This window comes from Arthrobacter sp. zg-Y1143 (genome assembly GCF_030125565.1).
Lineage (GTDB): Bacteria > Actinomycetota > Actinomycetes > Actinomycetales > Micrococcaceae > Arthrobacter_B.
Window position 1 is genome coordinate 99,607 of the sequence record NZ_JASKLW010000004.1, and the last position, 16,783, is coordinate 116,389.

The 16,783-nt window shown below is 66.7% G+C and carries 18 protein-coding genes and 2 tRNA genes; 9 read left to right on the forward strand and 11 right to left on the reverse strand.

The features are described 5' to 3' along the window. Positions 1-93 precede the first annotated feature (93 nt). Positions 94-1,482 carry a GAF domain-containing serine/threonine-protein kinase gene (locus QNN98_RS04540; protein ID WP_349643210.1) on the reverse strand — a complete coding sequence of 463 codons (1,389 nt, stop codon included), beginning with the start codon at positions 1,480-1,482 and terminating at the stop codon, positions 94-96. Between the two features lie 163 nt (positions 1,483-1,645). Between QNN98_RS04540 and QNN98_RS04545 the strand changes: the two genes are divergently transcribed. The 9 genes from QNN98_RS04545 to QNN98_RS04585 all read left to right on the forward strand — a co-directional run bounded on the left by QNN98_RS04545 (position 1,646) and on the right by QNN98_RS04585 (position 7,537). Continuing rightward, positions 1,646-1,717 (forward strand) — tRNA-Thr (locus QNN98_RS04545). Between the two features lie 77 nt (positions 1,718-1,794). Next, positions 1,795-1,868, forward strand: a tRNA-Met gene (locus QNN98_RS04550). A gap of 181 nt (positions 1,869-2,049) precedes the next feature. Beyond that, positions 2,050-3,480 carry a MinD/ParA family ATP-binding protein gene (locus QNN98_RS04555; protein WP_283996393.1) on the forward strand — a complete coding sequence of 477 codons (1,431 nt, stop codon included), beginning with the start codon at positions 2,050-2,052 and terminating at the stop codon, positions 3,478-3,480. Between the two features lie 183 nt (positions 3,481-3,663). Beyond that, positions 3,664-4,230, forward strand: coding sequence for a type 1 glutamine amidotransferase domain-containing protein (locus QNN98_RS04560; protein ID WP_227912753.1), 567 nt, complete (start codon positions 3,664-3,666; stop codon positions 4,228-4,230). An 82-nt stretch (positions 4,231-4,312) separates the two neighbouring features. Then, on the forward strand, positions 4,313-5,278 hold the full coding sequence (locus tag QNN98_RS04565) for a DUF2797 domain-containing protein (protein ID WP_283996394.1): 966 nt from the start codon (positions 4,313-4,315) through the stop codon (positions 5,276-5,278). Between the two features lie 68 nt (positions 5,279-5,346). After that, entirely contained in the window at positions 5,347-5,586 is a 240-nt protein-coding gene (locus tag QNN98_RS04570; RefSeq protein WP_227912755.1) for a hypothetical protein, read from the forward strand. Further along, a complete protein-coding gene (locus QNN98_RS04575; protein WP_227925124.1) occupies positions 5,583-6,032 on the forward strand; it encodes an FAS1-like dehydratase domain-containing protein in 450 nt (149 codons plus the stop codon). The genes QNN98_RS04570 and QNN98_RS04575 overlap by 4 nt, the downstream gene beginning before the upstream one ends. A gap of 3 nt (positions 6,033-6,035) precedes the next feature. Beyond that, positions 6,036-6,467 carry a MaoC family dehydratase gene (locus QNN98_RS04580; protein ID WP_283996395.1) on the forward strand — a complete coding sequence of 144 codons (432 nt, stop codon included), beginning with the start codon at positions 6,036-6,038 and terminating at the stop codon, positions 6,465-6,467. Between the two features lie 5 nt (positions 6,468-6,472). Beyond that, on the forward strand, positions 6,473-7,537 hold the full coding sequence (locus QNN98_RS04585) for a UDP-N-acetylmuramate dehydrogenase (RefSeq protein ID WP_283996571.1): 1,065 nt from the start codon (positions 6,473-6,475) through the stop codon (positions 7,535-7,537). Here QNN98_RS04585 and QNN98_RS04590 read toward each other — a convergent pair. From QNN98_RS04590 to QNN98_RS04635, 10 genes are all read right to left on the reverse strand, one after another. After that, positions 7,534-8,058 (reverse strand): hypothetical protein, encoded by a 525-nt coding sequence (locus QNN98_RS04590; protein ID WP_283996396.1) that lies wholly within the window; start codon positions 8,056-8,058, stop codon positions 7,534-7,536. The genes QNN98_RS04585 and QNN98_RS04590 overlap by 4 nt on opposite strands. Before the next feature lie 90 nt (positions 8,059-8,148). After that, on the reverse strand, positions 8,149-9,282 hold the full coding sequence (gene asd / locus QNN98_RS04595; RefSeq protein ID WP_227912759.1) for an aspartate-semialdehyde dehydrogenase: 1,134 nt from the start codon (positions 9,280-9,282) through the stop codon (positions 8,149-8,151). 47 nt (positions 9,283-9,329) lie between these two features. Beyond that, positions 9,330-9,986, reverse strand: a complete 657-nt coding sequence (locus QNN98_RS04600; protein WP_331460624.1) for a dihydrofolate reductase — start codon at positions 9,984-9,986, stop codon at positions 9,330-9,332. A 25-nt stretch (positions 9,987-10,011) separates the two neighbouring features. After that, positions 10,012-10,815, reverse strand: a complete 804-nt coding sequence (locus QNN98_RS04605) for a thymidylate synthase (RefSeq protein ID WP_283996397.1) — start codon at positions 10,813-10,815, stop codon at positions 10,012-10,014. A gap of 19 nt (positions 10,816-10,834) precedes the next feature. Continuing rightward, positions 10,835-11,032: a DUF5808 domain-containing protein gene (locus QNN98_RS04610; protein ID WP_283996398.1), complete on the reverse strand. Its 198-nt coding sequence runs from the start codon at positions 11,030-11,032 to the stop codon at positions 10,835-10,837. Then, the gene (locus tag QNN98_RS04615) at positions 10,993-11,679 is read right to left on the reverse strand and encodes a DUF1648 domain-containing protein (protein WP_283996399.1); all 687 of its coding nucleotides are present in this window, start codon (positions 11,677-11,679) and stop codon (positions 10,993-10,995) included. Before QNN98_RS04615 ends, QNN98_RS04610 begins: the two co-directional genes overlap by 40 nt. 28 nt (positions 11,680-11,707) lie before the next feature. Further along, a complete protein-coding gene (locus QNN98_RS04620) occupies positions 11,708-12,679 on the reverse strand; it encodes an NUDIX hydrolase (protein WP_227912762.1) in 972 nt (323 codons plus the stop codon). Then, positions 12,679-14,904, reverse strand: a complete 2,226-nt coding sequence (locus QNN98_RS04625) for an RNA degradosome polyphosphate kinase (protein WP_283996400.1) — start codon at positions 14,902-14,904, stop codon at positions 12,679-12,681. Before QNN98_RS04625 ends, QNN98_RS04620 begins: the two co-directional genes overlap by 1 nt. Positions 14,905-14,993: 89 nt before the next feature. Then, positions 14,994-15,965, reverse strand: a complete 972-nt coding sequence (gene mshD / locus QNN98_RS04630; protein ID WP_283996401.1) for a mycothiol synthase — start codon at positions 15,963-15,965, stop codon at positions 14,994-14,996. A gap of 58 nt (positions 15,966-16,023) precedes the next feature. After that, the gene (locus QNN98_RS04635) at positions 16,024-16,728 is read right to left on the reverse strand and encodes a winged helix-turn-helix transcriptional regulator (protein ID WP_227912765.1); all 705 of its coding nucleotides are present in this window, start codon (positions 16,726-16,728) and stop codon (positions 16,024-16,026) included. Positions 16,729-16,783 lie beyond the last annotated feature (55 nt).

Consider the following 16,783-nt stretch of genomic DNA (forward strand, 5'->3'; position numbering starts at 1 on the left):
ACTAGGTCCGGGCAACACAAGGAAGGGCGCCTCCCGCTTCGGGAGGCGCCCTTCCTTGTGTTGCCGTATACGTCGTGTATCCGCTGCCGGTGGTTACCCGGCGGAGTGCGAGGCGGAGGCGCGGCGGCTTTCCAGCCGCATCTCCAGATCATTCATCACAATCGCGGCCATGTCCGAAAGGGTCTGGGCGTCCTCTGCGGAGAAGCTGCGCGGCTGCGTATCCAGGATGCAGAGCGTTCCCAGGTTGAATCCGTCACTGGTTTCCAGCGGAACGCCCGCATAGAACTGCAGGCCGAATTCGCCGGCCACCAGCGGGTTGGCCAGGGTCCGGGGGTCCTGCCTGGCGTTGCCCACCACATAGACGTCGTCCTGCAGGATGGCGGAAGCGCACAGGCCCGGGTCACGGCCGATTTCGGTGACGTCCGTGCCGTGGTGGGATTTGAACCAGATGCGGTCGGTGTCCACCACGCTGACAATCGCCACGGGGACGTTGAAGACCCGGGAGGCCAGGGCTGTGACCCGGTCAAAGGCGCCGTCCGGGGGAGTGTCCAGCAGTTCGTATCGGCGCACGGCGTCCATCCGCTGGGCCTCATTGTCCGGGAGCAGTTCCGGGTCTACGCGGTGCCGGCCACGGGCGCGGACAACCATGTCGTACAGCACCATTGAAACGTCGTGGGCGCTGGGGCGCTGTGCGGCCTCCTGAGCCGTCATCGCCTTGAGGAGGGAAACCCAGTCCTCTCCCAGTGCCGCAGGGATTTCAGGATCGCGCAGAAGGCGTGCCAGGGCGCTTTCCAGTGCGGGCCCGGGGAATGCCGGGGAACCGGTGAGGCATTGGAGCAGGACGAGTCCCAGTGAATATACGTCACTGGCCGGAACGGACTCCTCGCCGCGGGCCTGTTCGGGGCTCATAAACGCCGCCGTGCCGGAGAAGGTCCCGTGCTGGGACTGCGGGTCATTAGCGACCATGGCAACCCCGAAGTCGGTGAGCTTGGCCCTGATCCGGGCATCGTCGCTGCCGTAGTCGAACAGCATGACGTTGGCCGGCTTGACGTCGCGGTGCACCACGCCGTTGCCGTGGATGTAATCCAGGCCCAATGCCAGGTCATAGCCGACCAGCGCCGCCTGGCGGCGCGTAAGGGTGCCCTGCTTCAGCCGGTCCCGCAGGTCCAGGCCCTGGACCAGTTCCATGACCAGATAGATCAAGGGGTAGTCGGGATTGGAGGTATCCGAACCGGCATCCAGCAGGGTGACCAAGCTGTGGTGGTTCAGGCGTGCCAGGATTTTGGCCTCGGCGTCACTGCGCCGCAGGTCCAGCTCACTGGTGGCGGACGGGCGGATGATCTTCACCGCGACGTCGCGGCCCAGGAATTCGTCCCGGGCCCGGTGTACGGTGCCCATGGCACCGGCTCCGATTTGGTTCAGCAGCCGATATCTTCCACCAAGGAAGAGGCCGTCTGAAAGGTTGTTTGGCACTATGTCCACGTGCCCTCGCTTTCTCGTAGCCTAAGCATACTGACAAAACGGGCTGGCACTTTACTCCCTGACGGCCCAAAACGCGGTGCAGGAGTGGAAAAAGTGGCACTTGTCACGTTTGCCGTTTTCGATTTCATGTTCCCGAAAAGTGCTGGTAGAGTTTTATGTCGTTGCCCCGATAGCTCAGTGGTAGAGCGCCATCTTGGTAAGATGGAGGTCCCGGGATCGATTCCCGGTCGGGGCTCTCAATGGGAGGGCCCGCGTTGCTAAGGCTGTTTGTTTTGCAGAGGCCATTTAGGGACGCGGGCTTCACTCATTTATGGCGGTGTAGCTCAGTTGGTTAGAGCGCACGACTCATAATCGTGAGGTCGGGAGATCGAGCCTCCCCACCGCTACACATCAGGGCAGGTCCGGAAGTTTTGAAGCTTCCGTACCTGCCCTTTTTCTTTGCCCGGATGCGCCGCCTGCGGCGTAAACACCGGCGCAGATACCCCAATTCAATATGTTGGATCACAGGGCCAGACCCGACCCGTCCAGATCAATCGCCACCCCCACGGAACGAAAGACGACGACTCCATGACTGAGCATTTTCCCCATCCGAACGAGCGCCCGGATGACCTGCCCTCCCGCCGCCGCCGGCGGGCAGGCACTGTCCCCGGAAGCGAAGCGGAATGGTGGAACTCCCCGCCGCAAGGCGCCGAAGCGGGCGCGGGAGTGACCGGGAATGCTCTAAATGGAAGCAGCAGCGCAACCGTCCCGGGTGAGTCCTGGGATGAGTATCCGCACGGCATGGGTGGCTCACTGACAGCTGACGACGACGGCGCGGCGGGCGGAGGCGGGGACTTCGCAGTGGCCGGGACGTGGGACGCCGGCAGCTGGGACAGCCCTGCAGCAGGGGCCATACCGGCGGTCGCACCACTGCCCCCGCTGCCGGTAAGCATGCCGGAACCCCCGGCGGAGCCCGCCGGCTGGGTGGAACGGCTCGGCGGAGGAGAACCGGACACCTGGGCGGAGCCGCTGGGCGGGGCTGCTTTGGAAGACCAGCCCGGCAGCCGGGCCGAGGCCCGCGCTGAACACGGCCGGCACGGCGGCCGCCGCGCGTCGTTTTTGGACCAGCAGCCCGCGTCCATCCCCGCGTCGAAGGGTTTCCGCGGACTGCTCACCGGGCTGGGCCTGCGCCTTGCGCCCTCCGCGCAGGAGCTGGAGGAACGCCGTGCCATGCGGGCCGTGAGCCAGCACTGGCCGGGCCCGCGGACCGTTTCCGTTGTCAACGGCAAGGGCGGCGCCAACAAGACCCCCACTACGGTGATGTTGGCCGCAGTTTTTGCGCGTAACGGCGGCGGGCCGGTGCTGGCCTGGGACAACAACGAAACCCGGGGCACCCTGGGTTGGCGCACCGAGCAGGGGCCGCACGAGTCCACGGTGATGGACCTGCTGCCGCAGACCGCGGACCTGCTCTCCCCGTCTGCGCAGTCCGCACTGCTGGCCCGGTTCGTGCACCACCAGGTGGAAGACAAATTCGACGTCCTGCGCTCCAAGCCGGATGTACTGGCCTCCGAGCAGAAGATCACCGCCGAAGACTTTGACGCGCTGCACGAGGTCGCCTCCAAGTACTTCCGGCTGAACATTGTGGATTCGGGGAACGACGAGAGCGCCGAGCGGTGGCTGCGCATGATCGATCACACGGACCAGCTGGTCATCGCCACCACCACGGTGGAAGAACACGCCGAGGCGGGGGCCCTGCTGCTGGAAGCACTGCAGGTGCGCGGCGGACGCTACGCGGAACTGGCCCGGGACGCCGTCGTCATTGTGAGCCAGTCGGACCGCAACGGAACGGACAGCCAGGCCCGCAGGGTAGCTGAAGGTTTTGGCCAGCTGGCACGGGCCGCTGTCACCATTCCGTATGACCCGGCGCTGCGCAAGGGGCAGATCCGCTATGACTCGCTGAAACCCGCGGCCCAGCGGGCCTGGCTGGCTGCGGCGGCGGCAGTGGCCGAGGGCCTGTAAGAACCGGGATTTCCTGCCGGCGCCGATGGCGGACGTTCTCGCAGAGCTAAATAAGGTTGCTTATTATCCGTAAAGGTTCATAGGCTGGGTCCAGCGGAAGCCAAGGGTTTCCGGAAACAGCGGTAAGACCGTAGACGCAATGCCGCCGCCTGCAGGGCAGCGGCGGGAATGAACGGAGACACCATGGCAGAGCACGACATTTCGGGCAAGAAGGTAGCTTTTCTCCTCACCGACGGGGTGGAGCAGATCGAGCTGACCAGCCCGTGGGAGGCCGTAAAGGAAGCCGGCGGACAGCCGGTCCTGGTTTCCCCCAAGAAGGGCACCATTCAGGGCTTCGACGGCATGGACAAGGGGGAGACCTTCACGGTTGACCTCGATGTTGCCGACGCCAACGCGGACGACTTCGACGCACTGGTGCTGCCCGGCGGCGTCGTAAACGCCGACTTCCTGCGTGTGAACGAGGACGCCCAGCACTTTGCCCGGGCGTTCTTCGAAGCCCACAAGCCGGTGGCGTCCATCTGCCATGGCCCCTGGCTGCTGATTGAGGCCGGTGTGGTCAAGGGACGGGACATGACCTCCTACCACACCCTCGCCACGGACCTGAAGAACGCCGGCGCCAACTGGACCGATGAGGAAGTGGTGGTGGACCAGGGCTTCGTCACCAGCCGCAACCCTGACGATCTGCCCGCCTTCAACGACAAGCTCGTGGAGGAAATCTCCGAAGGCGAACACGCGGGCCAGCACGCCTGACGCCTGCCGGATCACCGCCAAGGGGTGGAGTAACGTGAAAACGTTGCCCCACCCCTTGGCGTTTTAACGGAGGAATCATCCGGTGAATGCAGATGAGCGAGATGCCGATGAGCCGGTTCCAGACGAAGACGCCGGCCGGTTCCTCTGCTCCGGCACGTCCTGGGATGCCTCCGGCCCCGCCCTTGCGCTGCACACGCCGAACGGCATGCCGCACCGGCTGCGCCTGGAGCCGGGAACGGAAGTGCGGTTCCGTGTCCTGGAAGGCCCCGGTGCCGCATCGCGCTTCTGCCTGGGATCGTGGCAGGTGAACGACGGCGGCGGCCAGTCCCACACGCCGTGTCCGGCGCAGGCAGCGGCGGAACGGGGCTACCAGTGCGGCCAGTGCTTCGCCCGTGACGAGGTGCGGGGCATGCACAACAGCCACCGCACCGTCAGTGTTCCCGAAACCCTGCGCCGCTACCTGGACCAGCCGCACTGGCTCTACGTCGCCACCTTCGCCGACGGCTCCACCAAAGTCGGCACGGCAGCCGACCCGCGCAAGCACTTGCGCCTGGTCGAGCAGGGAGCCGTCCGCGCCTCCTATGTTGCCCGCGCCGTGAACGGCCTGACCGTCCGTGTGCTCGAAGATACGGTGACCTCCCGGCTTGGCCTGCCCCAGGCTGTCCGCGCCGGAGCCAAAGCAGCAGCACTGGCCCGGCCGCTTGCTGCGGCGGAACTGGATTCCCTCAACACGGAGGCCGCGCAGGACGTGCGGGACCTGCTGGACAGTACAGGGATTGAGGGTTTCGCCACCGTCGAGGAACGCTGGCAGCCGCCAGCGCAGTTTGCCACCGTCCTGGAGTCGGCCTGTGAGCTGTATCCCTGCGACCCCGGAACCGGAGAGCACGGGATGGTTATCGTGGCCGTGCTGGGACCTACCGCCCTGGTCCGGGTGGACGGCGAACAGACCCTGTTCGCTGCGGACCTGTCGCGGCTGAAGGGCCGGCGGCTGCTCACCGGCGCCGGTCACCGTACACCGCTGCCTGCGTTGCAGTCAGCCTTGTTCTAGCAGCACGGTTCCGGCAGCAGGCACGGTACGGTTCCGGTCCGCCCGGCCCGCCCCTGTATTCTGAAGGCATGCTAAACACCCCTTGGGAAACCGGCTCGCCCCTGTACCGGAAACTGGTAGTAAGTGCCTTGGCGATCAGCGGCGCCGGGGTGCTGCTGGTGCTGCTGGGCGCGGTGACGGACAACCAGGTCCTGATGTACATCGCCCTACCGCTGATAGTGGTGGGCTTGAGTATCCACCTGAGCGGCATGGTGGTGCGGGCCCGTGACACCCGCCGCCGAATCAAGGGAATGGAAGGCAAGAAATGAGCATCAATCCCGGCCTGCAGGGCCGCAGCTACCCCGCCGGTGAGGCCTACGCAGTGGGGCGGGAGAAGATCCGCGAGTTCGCCGCCGCCGTCAAGGCCACCAATCCGGCCCACTTCGATGTCGCCAGCGCGCAGGAGCTCGGGTACAGCGACCTGGTGGCGCCTCCCACGTTCGCCATTATCGTGGCCCAGCGCGCAGACGCCCTGCTGGTGGCCGATCCCGAAGCGGGCATCGACTTCTCCCGCGTGGTGCATGCCGACCAGCGCTTCACCCATCACCGCCCCATTGTGGCCGGCGACGAACTGGTGGCCGAACTGCACGTGGATTCCGTGCGTGCCATGGGTGACGGCGCCCTGATCAGCACCCGTGCGGAAATTTCCACCGTGGAAGGCGAACAGGTAGCCACCACCGTTTCATCCATCCTCGTCCGCGGAGAGGGACAGTAACCGATGTCCATTGCACTGAGCGAACTTTCCACCGGGACGTCCATCGGCTCGTCCACCATCGAAATTTCCCGGGCCGATCTGGTCCGCTATGCCGGCGCGTCCGGCGACTTCAACCCCATCCACTGGAATGAACGCTTCGCCCGCGAGGTTCAGCTGCCCGGCGTTATTGCGCACGGCATGTTCACCATGGGTGCTGCCGTGCAGCTGGTCAGCGACTGGACGGGGGATCCCGGGGCGGTCATCGACTACCAGACCCGCTTTACCCGCCCGGTCCTGGTGGAGGACCTCGACGGAGCTCCGGGAGCCGTGGTGGAGGTTGCCGGGGCCATCGGCGCCATTGACGTGGATAACTCCACGGCGCGCGTGGACCTCACGGTGACCTTCAACGGACAGAAGGTGCTGGTCAAGGCACAGGCCGTGGTGCGGATCTGGTGACCGCTTTGACCCGGATGCCGCTGGCATCGCTGACTACCGCACGCGTTGGCGGGCCCGCCCGCCGCTACCTTGAAGCCGAAACCGAAGACGAACTGATCCTCGCCGTCCGCGCCGCGGACGAGGCGGGGGAGCCGCTGCTGATCGTTGGCGGCGGATCCAATCTGCTGATCTCGGACCGGGGGTTCGACGGCGCGGTCATCCGCATCGCCACCCGCGGACTGCGGATGACACCGGCCGACGACGGCGGCGCCGTCCTGCGTGCCGAAGCCGGCCACCCCTGGGACGAACTGGTGGCGTACACCCTGGCCGAAGGCTATTCCGGACTGGAAGCCCTCTCGGGCATTCCCGGGCTCGCCGGGGCAACCCCGGTGCAGAACGTGGGTGCCTACGGCGCAGATGTGTCCCAGTACATCCGGTCTGTGCGGGCCTGGGACCGCACCGAACGCTGCGTGGCGGAATTCAGCAACGCGGAGCTGGGCTTCGGCTACCGGGATTCGGTACTCAAGCGCAGCACAGTCAACGGCTCCCCGCGTTACGTTGTGCTCAGCGTCGAGTTCAACCTGGCCAAGGGCCATACCAGTGCCCCGGTGCGTTACGCCGAGCTGGCCCGTGCACTGGGCACGGACCTGGGCGAGCGGACCGATGCCGTGGATGTACGCCGCGAGGTACTGCGCCTGCGGGCGGGCAAGGGCATGGTCCTGGATGCAGCGGACCCGGATACCTACAGCACCGGCTCCTTCTTCACCAACCCCATTGTGGACGAGGCAACGGCTGCAAACCTGCCCGAGGACGCCCCGCGCTATCCGGTAACGGAGCCCGGACACGTAAAGCTCAGCGCCGCGTGGCTGATCAGCCACGCAGGTTTCCGCAAGGGATTCGGGTTGGACCCGGCGGACGGGACCGGAGGCCGCGCTTCCCTGTCCACCAAGCACACCCTGGCGGTGACCAACCGCGGAGAGGCAACCGCGGAAGACCTGCTGGTGGTGGCACGCGCCGTGGCGAAGGGAGTGGAGCAGGCCTTCGGAATCCGGCTGCATCCCGAGCCCGTCCTGGTGAACTGCAGCCTCTAGGAACCCTCCCAGCGCCGCTGGGAACCCTCCCTGCCGGCGGGGCCTTTCCGCGCCTCCGCCGCCGCCGCACGGGCGCCGCGGATAGCCGGGCGGTGCCGGTGCGGATCCAGCAGATGCGTGTTGCACAGCCACTGGATCAGGCGCGGGGTCATGCTGACCTGGGTGCGCCTGTCCTGCAGGTCAGGCAGCAGCCACGCCGGGTCCAGGAAGCCGGTGAGGGCATAGGCGAGCTCTGCGGCGCCAAACAGCCGGGCAAAGGCTGACCCTTCACCGAAACCGCGTTCCAGCTCCAGGAGCGCCGTGTCCTCCGCCGAGAGGATGCGGACGCCTTCGGCCTCGAGATAGGCGCGCAGCTGTACGCCAACCCGCAGGTAGCGGGCATGCGTGGGTATCTGCTTGCCCGCGCAGCTGAAGGCAAAAAAACTGCTCAGGACGGCGTCTATGCTCTGTTGGGCAGGATGCCCTGCGTTGTGCCCTGTGTTATGCCCTGCGTTGTGCCCTGCGGCCGGTTGCTGCTCCATGCGCAACAACCTGCCACATGCCTCTGACAGTTTTGCGTACGGGCCTGGCCTTGCCCGCCCCGGTGCTGCGCGGGAGCGGTGCAGGGCCCCTTACAGGTTGCCGGTGGCGATGCGCAGCATCCGGCGCAACGGCTCGGCCGCACCCCAGAGCAGCTGGTCGCCGATGGTGAAGGCGCTGATGTACTCCGGGCCCATTTCCAGCTTGCGGATACGTCCCACCGGAACCTGCAGCGTGCCGGTGACCGCCACGGGGGTCAGCTCGGCCATGGTGGCCTCCTTGGTGTTGGGCACCACCTTCGCCCACTCGTTGTCCGCGTCAATGATCTTCTCGATCTCTTCGACGGAGAGGTCCTCGGTGAGCTTCAGGGTCAGCGCCTGGGAGTGGGAGCGCATGGCACCGATGCGCACGCACAATCCGTCAAACGGGATGCGTCCGCCAGCACCGCGGCCGAGGATCTTATTGGTTTCCGCGCCGCCCTTCCACTCTTCCTTGGACATGCCGTTGCCCAGGTCCGCGTCAATCCACGGGATCACGGAACCGGCCAGCGGCACTCCGAACCGGGAAGAATCCAGCGCCGGGTCCTGCTGCGCAGCCAGCACGGCCCGGTCAATGGCGAGGATGGCCGACGCCGGGTCAGCCAGCTCCGGGGCCACCGCACCGTGCAGCGCACCGAACTGGTTCAGCAGTTCGCGCATGTGCCGGGCACCGCCGCCGGACGCTGCCTGGTAGGTCATGGAGGTGCCCCATTCCACCAAGCCGTTGCGGAACAGGCCGCCCAGGCCCATCAGCATGCAGGAGACCGTGCAGTTGCCGCCGACAAAGTTCTTCACGCCCCGGGCCAGTCCGGCATCGATCACGTCGCGGTTCACCGGATCCAGCACAATGATTGCGTCGTCATCCATCCGCAGTGTGGAGGCGGCATCAATCCAGATCCCGTCCCAGCCGGCGGCACGCAGCTTCGGGAAGACCTCCGCGGTGTAGTCCCCGCCCTGCGCCGTCACGATGATCGGCAGCTTGGCCAGCGCCTCGACGTCGTAGGCGTCCTGCAGCGGGCCCGCGCCGGCCGCGAACGACGGCGCGTCTCCTCCCGCGTTGGAGGTGGAGAAGAAGACGGGGTTGACCAGGGCAAAATCGCCTTCGTCCTGCATGCGCTGCATCAGGACGGAGCCAACCATGCCGCGCCAGCCGATGAAACCTGCAGTGGGAACGGAGGAAGAAGTCATGGGTTCCACTTTAGGGCGTTGGGCCGCTGCCGTCTTGGTTGTTTACGTCACTGTCCACGCGCATCACGTGTCCAGAGGGCAATCCGGTACTGGCTGCCGTTGGCGGACGTGTACCAGCCGGAGGCCGGGCTGACCCCGGTAAAGGTCCACTCCGGGCCAAGGTGAGGGGCGTAGGTGTCGCCCTCGGTCTCGCTGTCGATCACGGTCACCACCGCGGCGTCGGCCACTTCCACGGCCGCCTCGTAGAGCTGCGCGCCGCCGATGATCCAGACCTCCTCGCTGCCGGGGCTGGCGGCAGCGGCGGCCAGTGCCTGCTCGAGGGAACCCGTGACGACGGCGCCGGAGGCTGACGCTTCGGCTGCCAGTTCCGGGCTGGAAGAAATGATGATGTTCGTCCGGTCCGGAAGGGGACGGTATTTCGCCGGGAAGGACTCCCAGGTGCGCCGGCCCATGATCACCGGGTGACCGGCGGTGGTGGCCTTGAAATGTGCCAGGTCTTCGGGCAGGTGCCACGGCATCCCGCCGTCGCGTCCTATGACGCCGCCGGCAGTCTGTGCCCAGACCATGCCGATGACCGGTTCCCCGGCGGGTACGGTGCCGAGTTCCTGCAGCACTTCGTGCAGGTCCGCTCCTTCGCCGGAACCGCCGCCCACCGGGTAGTAGCGGGTGCCGGGAGCGGACGTGTTGGGTACGGACTCAGTCATGGTGTCCTTTTCCGTTGGGGTCGGATCAAACGGCGATGGGGGCTTTGATGCCGGGATGGTGCTGGTAGTCCCGGACTTCGAAGTCCTCAAGCGTGTAGTCGAAAATGCTCTCCGGCGTACGGCGGATATGCAGTTTCGGGTAGGGGAAAGGCTCGCGGCTCAGCTGTTCGCGGACCTGCTCCACGTGGTTGTCGTAAATGTGCACGTCGCCGCCGCTCCACACGAATTCGCCCGGCTCCAGACCGGTCTGCTGGGCAACCATCATGGTGAGCAGGGCGTACGAGGCAATGTTGAAGGGGACGCCCAGGAAGGTGTCCGCGGAGCGCTGGTAAAGCTGGCAGGAAAGCTTCCCGTCGGCAACGTAGAACTGGAACAGGGCGTGGCACGGCGGCAGGGCCATATTTTCCACTTCGGCCGGGTTCCAGGCGGTGACGATGTGCCGGCGCGAGTCAGGGTTCTTCCGGATCCCTTCGACCAGTTTGGCGATCTGGTCGATGTGCCCGCCGTCCGGGGTGGGCCACGAGCGCCACTGGACGCCGTAGACCGGTCCCAGTTCGCCGTCGTCGTCGGCCCATTCGTCCCAGATGCTGACGCCGCGCTCCTGCAGCCAGCGCACATTCGAATCGCCGCGCAGGAACCACAGGAGTTCCAGGGCCACGGATTTGAAGTGCACCCGTTTGGTGGTGATCAGCGGAAAGGACTCGCTGAGGTCAAAGCGCATCTGGCGGCCGAACACGCTGCGCGTGCCGGTGCCGGTGCGGTCGGACTTCTGCGTGCCGTTGGCCATAACGTCTCGCAGCAGGTCTTCATACGGGGTTGGAATGCTCACCGGGCCAGTCTAGTTCAGGTCAGGGCGCCAGCAGGGGCAGTGCGATGCCCGCCACAAGGGCAGCCACGCTGACCAGTCCGATCAGCAGGTAAAAGGCCAGCCCGGCGGGACGGCCGGCGTTCAGCGTCCAGCCAACGCCCAGTCGTTTGGGGACCAGCAGGCGGGGATCGGCGCGGTTCACGTAGATGCCGGCACGGTAGTTGCTGCGCTGCGCCACCGGATCACCGGATCACCGGCGCCGGCTGCGGGGGCGTCCGGTTCATCTCCCGGGCCCTCTGCCCTCTCATCCTCTGCCGCCGCATCCGACGTCCCTGCAACTTCCCTGCGGTACCGGCGCAGGGCCACCACCCCAAAGCCGGCCATGGCCAGGAACAGGGCCACCGTGGGAAGCACGAATTCCAGGGCGCTGCCGTCCGGGGGCAGGAGCCAGCCCCGCAGGGCTACCCAGGCGAACAGCATGCTCAGTGCGAAGGCGGTGCCGCCGAGGAAGAACTGCGTGGCGCGGATGTTGGCAGTATGGGCCGCAGGGCCGCCGGCGTGCAGCTGGCCGGACAAGGCCGCCAGCCGCGGGATGAGCGCCGCAGTCCCCAGCAGGAAGAGCAGCATTCCAAGGGCTATCAGCGGCGCAGCAAAGACGGACCAGATGGTCTTGGGCGCATAGCTGTCGGCTTGCCCCGCACCGTTCCAATGCACCGGCAGGGACTGCGGCAGGGCCGGGTAGAAAACTGCCCCGGCGCCTGCCGCAGCCAGGACGACGACGGCGGCGGCGACGTACCAGCCGTACGCCGGGCCCGGCACGGCGCTGGCCGATGCACCGCTGACTGTTACGCCGCCCGGTGAAGTATCGCGGTGGGTTTCGGTCATGGTGGGCGCCCCTCGCGCCGGTGAAACGTCAGTCGTCGAACGCCCGGTACTTCTCCAGGGAAACAATACGGCCTTCATCGGCACTGCTGACCTGGCAGATCACGGACTCGCCGGGCGCCAGGTACGGGTCCTTGACGGGCAGTCCGGCAGCCATCTCCTCGGGCATGTGCGCGGCCAGCACGTCAAAGACCAGCGGCAGTACCGGGCGGTGCGTGCACACGGCCGCGGACTTGGCCTTGTCGAACAGGCCTTCCACGGCGCCGCGGGCCTTGCCCGGTTTCCGCTTGGCGTTGTGCTCGGTGAGGGCGTCCACCGTCTTGAACTTGGCGCCTTCCGCCTTCACATACGGCTTGACGGTCTGCACGCAGCGGACCCAAGGGCTGGAGACCACCCGTTTGGGCCGCCAGGCCACCAGCAGCCGCGAGACGGCCATGGCCTGGCGCAGGCCGGTAGCAACCAGCGGACGGTCCCCTTCGGCCCTGGTCCAGGAGGAACGGGGCTTGGCTTTGGCATGGCGCACCACAATGAGCGGCCAGGTCAGCAGGCGCTGCTCGTCATAGGCCAGGACCAGTTCCTGCAGCGGAAGCTTGTCGGTGGGATTGGTCAGCGACTCGGCAGCTTCCTCCGGGCTGCACCAGCGGATCCCGTCCACCTCCTTGCCGTCGGGACGGGCCTTGCCTGAGTCCACGTGAGAGGCCCAGTAGTGGACAATCTTCATGCCGGAGGCCACCGGGTAGACGGTGGGCGGCAGCGGGATGCCCAAGCTGATCCGCAGGCCCACTTCCTCGCGGACCTCGCGCACGGCGCATTCGGGCGTGGTCTCGCCGTCGTCCAGCTTCCCCTTGGGCCAGGACCAGTCGTCATAGCGGGGACGGTGGATCATCAGGACCTGCAGCTTGCCTTCGCGCTCCCGCCAGCACAGGGCGCCGGCAGCAACCACCTTGACCGGCGCGTCCCCAAGGGCAGCGGCCGGCGTCGTCCGGGACTCCGTTGCTTCCATCAGCGGCGGGCCACCGAGCGCTGGCGCGAACGGGAGGCCAGCAGCCAGGACTGGACATCCTGCAGCGGGTTGCCCTCTGCATCCTTATGGTGGCGGTTCCAGATCCCTTCCGCATCCAGGTGCCAGCTGGCGGTGCCGGGGTCCATGTACCGGTCCATCAGCGCCACCAGTTCCGCAACGTCGTCCTTGGATGCCAGCTGGACCAGGGCCTCGACGCGGCGGTCCAGGTTGCGGTGCATCATGTCGGCTGAACCGATGAAGACCACCGGATCGCCTCCGTTGGCGAAGGCGAACACGCGGGAGTGCTCCAGGAAGCGGCCCAGCACGGAACGGACCGTAATGTTCTCGCTCAGCCCGGGCACGCCGGGGCGTACCGAGCAGATGCCGCGGACAATCACGTCCACCTGCACACCGGCTTGGGAAGCCCGGTAGAGGGAGTCGATGATTGCCTCGTCCACCATCGAGTTGACCTTGATGATGACACGGGCGTTGAGGCCGGCCTTCTTATTGGCGATCTCCCGTTCAATCCGGTCGATCAGTCCTGACCGGACGGAGCGCGGTGCCACCAGCAGGCGCTTGAACGTGGATTTGGGCGCGTAGCCGGACAGCTGGTTGAACAGCTTCGTAAGGTCTTCGCCTACCTGCTCATTGGCCGTCAGCAGGCCCAGGTCCTCGTAGTAGCGGGCGGTGCGCGGGTGGTAGTTGCCGGTGCCGATGTGGCAGTAGCGGCGCAGCCCGTCCACTTCCTGCCGGACCACCAGCGAAAGCTTGCAGTGGGTTTTCAACCCCACGATGCCGTACACCACGTGGACCCCGGCCTGCTCCAGCTTGCGGGCCCAGGAAATGTTGGCCTGCTCATCGAAACGTGCCTTGATTTCCACCAGCGCCAGGACCTGCTTGCCGGCCTCGGCGGCGTCGATCAGGGCATCGACAATGGGGGAGTCCCCGGAGGTGCGGTACAGGGTCTGCTTGATGGCCTGGACGCGGGGATCCGCAGCAGCCTGCTCCAGGAAGGCCTGGGTGGAGGTGGAGAAGGAATCGTACGGGTGGTGCAGGAGGATGTCCCGGCGCCGCATGGCGGCAAAGACGTTGGCCGGCTTGGAGGTTTCGGACTCCTTCAGGTGCCGGTTGGTATGCGGTACCTGCTTCGGATAGTGCAGATCCGTCCGGTCGATGCGGCTGATCCCGGACAGCCCGCGCAGGTCCAGCGGGGCGGGCAGGACGTAGACCTCGTCCGACTCCACGCCCAGCTCGCGTTCAAGCAGTTCGCGGATGTTCGGGTTCATTTCCGGAGTTACTTCCAGGCGCACCGGCGGCCCGAAGCGGCGGCGGAGCAGCTCCTTTTCCAGGGCCTGCAGCAGGTTCTCGGCGTCGTCCTCTTCCACCTCGAGATCCTCGTTGCGGGTCACGCGGAAGGTGTAGTGCTCAATGACGTCCATGCCCGGGAAGAGCTGGTCCAGGTGCTGGGCAATCACGTCTTCGAGCGTAATGAAGCGGGCCATCCGCCCGGCCACGTTGCCGGCGCGGGGTCCGTCCACGGAGATCAGCCGCGGCAGCTGGTCCGGGACCTTGACGCGGGCAAAGAACTCCTTGCCGCTGACCGGGTTGCGGACCACCACGGCAAGGTTCAGGGACAGCCCGGAAATATAGGGGAACGGGTGGGCCGGATCAACGGCCAGCGGCGTCAGGATCGGGAAGACCTTGGACGCGAACTGTTTGTGCAGGTTCGCCTTGGCGGCGTCGTCGAGCTCGTCCCAGCTGACCAGGTAGATCTGTTCCTCGGCGAGGGCGGGGCGGATCTGCTGAGCGAATACGTTTGCGTGGCGCTGCTGCAGGCGGTAGCCGGCGGCCACGATCTCCTCCAGCTGTTCGATGGGGCTCATCCCCGCGGCGGACGGGACGGCCAGTCCGGTGGCAATCCGGCGCTTAAGCCCGGCCACCCGGACCATGAAGAACTCGTCCAGGTTGGAGGCGAAGATGGACAGGAAGTTCACCCGCTCCAGCAGGAACAGCTCCGGGTCCTCCGCCAGCTCCAGCACGCGGGCATTGAAGTGCAGCCAGCTGATTTCCCGGTCCAGGAAGCGCGCCGGCGAGATATCCCCGCTGGGCAGCAGGGCAGGGCCGAAGTCCGGGATGTCGATGCGGTCCTGGGTGGCCCGGGGCGCCGACATGGCCTCGGCCGACCCGAAGGTCGCGCGGGGCTCGGCGGCGGTATCGAAATCCATAGTGTCTCCCTGAAGTGCTGGCGGCGGGACAGGGCAGCCGCGCCGGTGGACGGGCGGCCCTGTCCGAATAACATTACAAGCTGCGGAATCTATGCGGGGGCGTACATGACGTCCTGGTCCCAGCGGACAAAGCCCAGCCGTTGATACAGCGCGACGGCGGCGGTATTGTCCGCGTCCACGTACAGCATCACCGCGTCCAGTCCGGCGGCATGCAGGTGCCGGATCCCGGCAATCGTGAGGGCCTTGCCCAGCCCCTTGCCCTGCGCGTCGGGGCTGACGCCCACCACGTACACCTCGCCGATGGGCGGATGGCCGCCGGCACCCGGATGCACCTTGGTCCAGTGGAAGCCCAGGATTTTTCCGTCCTGGTCCACGGCCAGGAGGAACCCGGACGGGTCGAACCAGTCCTCGGCCATCCGGGCCTGCAGGTCGGCCAGGCTCATCGAACCCTGTTCAGGGTGGTGCGAGAACGCTGCGGCGTTGGCTTCAAGCCAGGGAAGTTCATCGCGGCCGGGTTCGAAGGAACGCAGTGTCACACCCTCCGGGAACGGTGCCTCCGGCAGTGTGTCGGCCAGGGCGGAACGGCTCAGTCGCATCTTCCACAGGTCGCGGACCGGCCGGTAGCCAAACCGTGAAGCAAGCTCAACGGCGGCTTCATGGTTTCCGTGCGACCAGGCAGCGGGCCGGTGCGTGCCGGTCCGCTCGGCAACCGCCCGGGCCAGCGCAGTGCCCACACCCTGGTTGCGGTAGTTCGGGTGCACCACCAGTTCCAGGACCCCGGGGGCGCCGGGGGCTTCGGCAACCAGCACGGCAACGCCGGCCAGCCAGCGGCCGCCGCCGGTAGCTGCACCGGCGTCGTCGGCGTAGGTCGTAAAGACGGCCAGCGTGTCCGGGTCCGCGTCCGCCGAGCGCAGGTCAACGAGCGTCTGCTCGGACAGGGGAGGGTTGCCGTCGGAATCCCGGGCGGCCGCTGCCAGTTCCAGGATGTCTGCCAAGGCAGCGGGTTCCGGGGTTCCGCGTGTCTCGACGACGGGCCATGCTGTCTGCGGTTCTTCACTCATGCCGAAAGCCTAGCGCGGCCGGGGCTGTGAGCGGGCCGCGCGGTGCGGGTTCGGGTGCTCAGGCATCCTGGCTGGCGGGTGCGGCGGTTTCCGTACGGGAGCGGGTGAACCGGTAGCCGACGTTGCGGACCGTGCCGATCAGCGTTTCGTGGTCCGGCCCGAGCTTGGCGCGCAGTCGGCGTACATGCACGTCCACGGTGCGGGTGCCGCCGTAGTAGTCGTAGCCCCACACCTCGTGCAGCAGCTGGTCGCGGGTGAAGACCCGCCCGGGGTGCTGTGCCAGGTACTTAAGCAGCTCGAATTCCTTGTAGGTCAGGTTCAGTGCCGTGCCGTTGACACGTGCGGTGTAGCTTGCCTCGTCAATCACGACGCCGGAGGCGGAGATCTCCGTGACGGTTTCCTCCGCGCCGCTGCCGCCCCGGGCCGACGCCAGCCGCAGCCGGGCTTCCAGCTCGGCAGGTCCTGCGGTATCCAGGATGACGTCGTCGGACAGCCAGTTGGGGGCGACGGCGGCCATGCCGCCCTCGGTCAGGATCAGGATCAGCGGGGTGCCAAGCCCCGTGGCCTTGAGCAGCTGGGTCAGGGAACGGGCTCCCACCAGGTCCTTGCGGGCATCAATGAGGATGACGTCGCTGGGCTCGGTGTCCAGGAGGGCAGTGGGCTCCGCCGGAACAATATGGACCTTGTGGTTTAGCAGCTCCAGGGCAGGCAGGACATTCACCGAGGCACCTGAACTGTTGGTCAGGAGCAGAATGTGCGACATAGGTCCTCCGAATGTTGGGCGCACACCGTTGGGCACAGATTCTTCGCCGATCCGC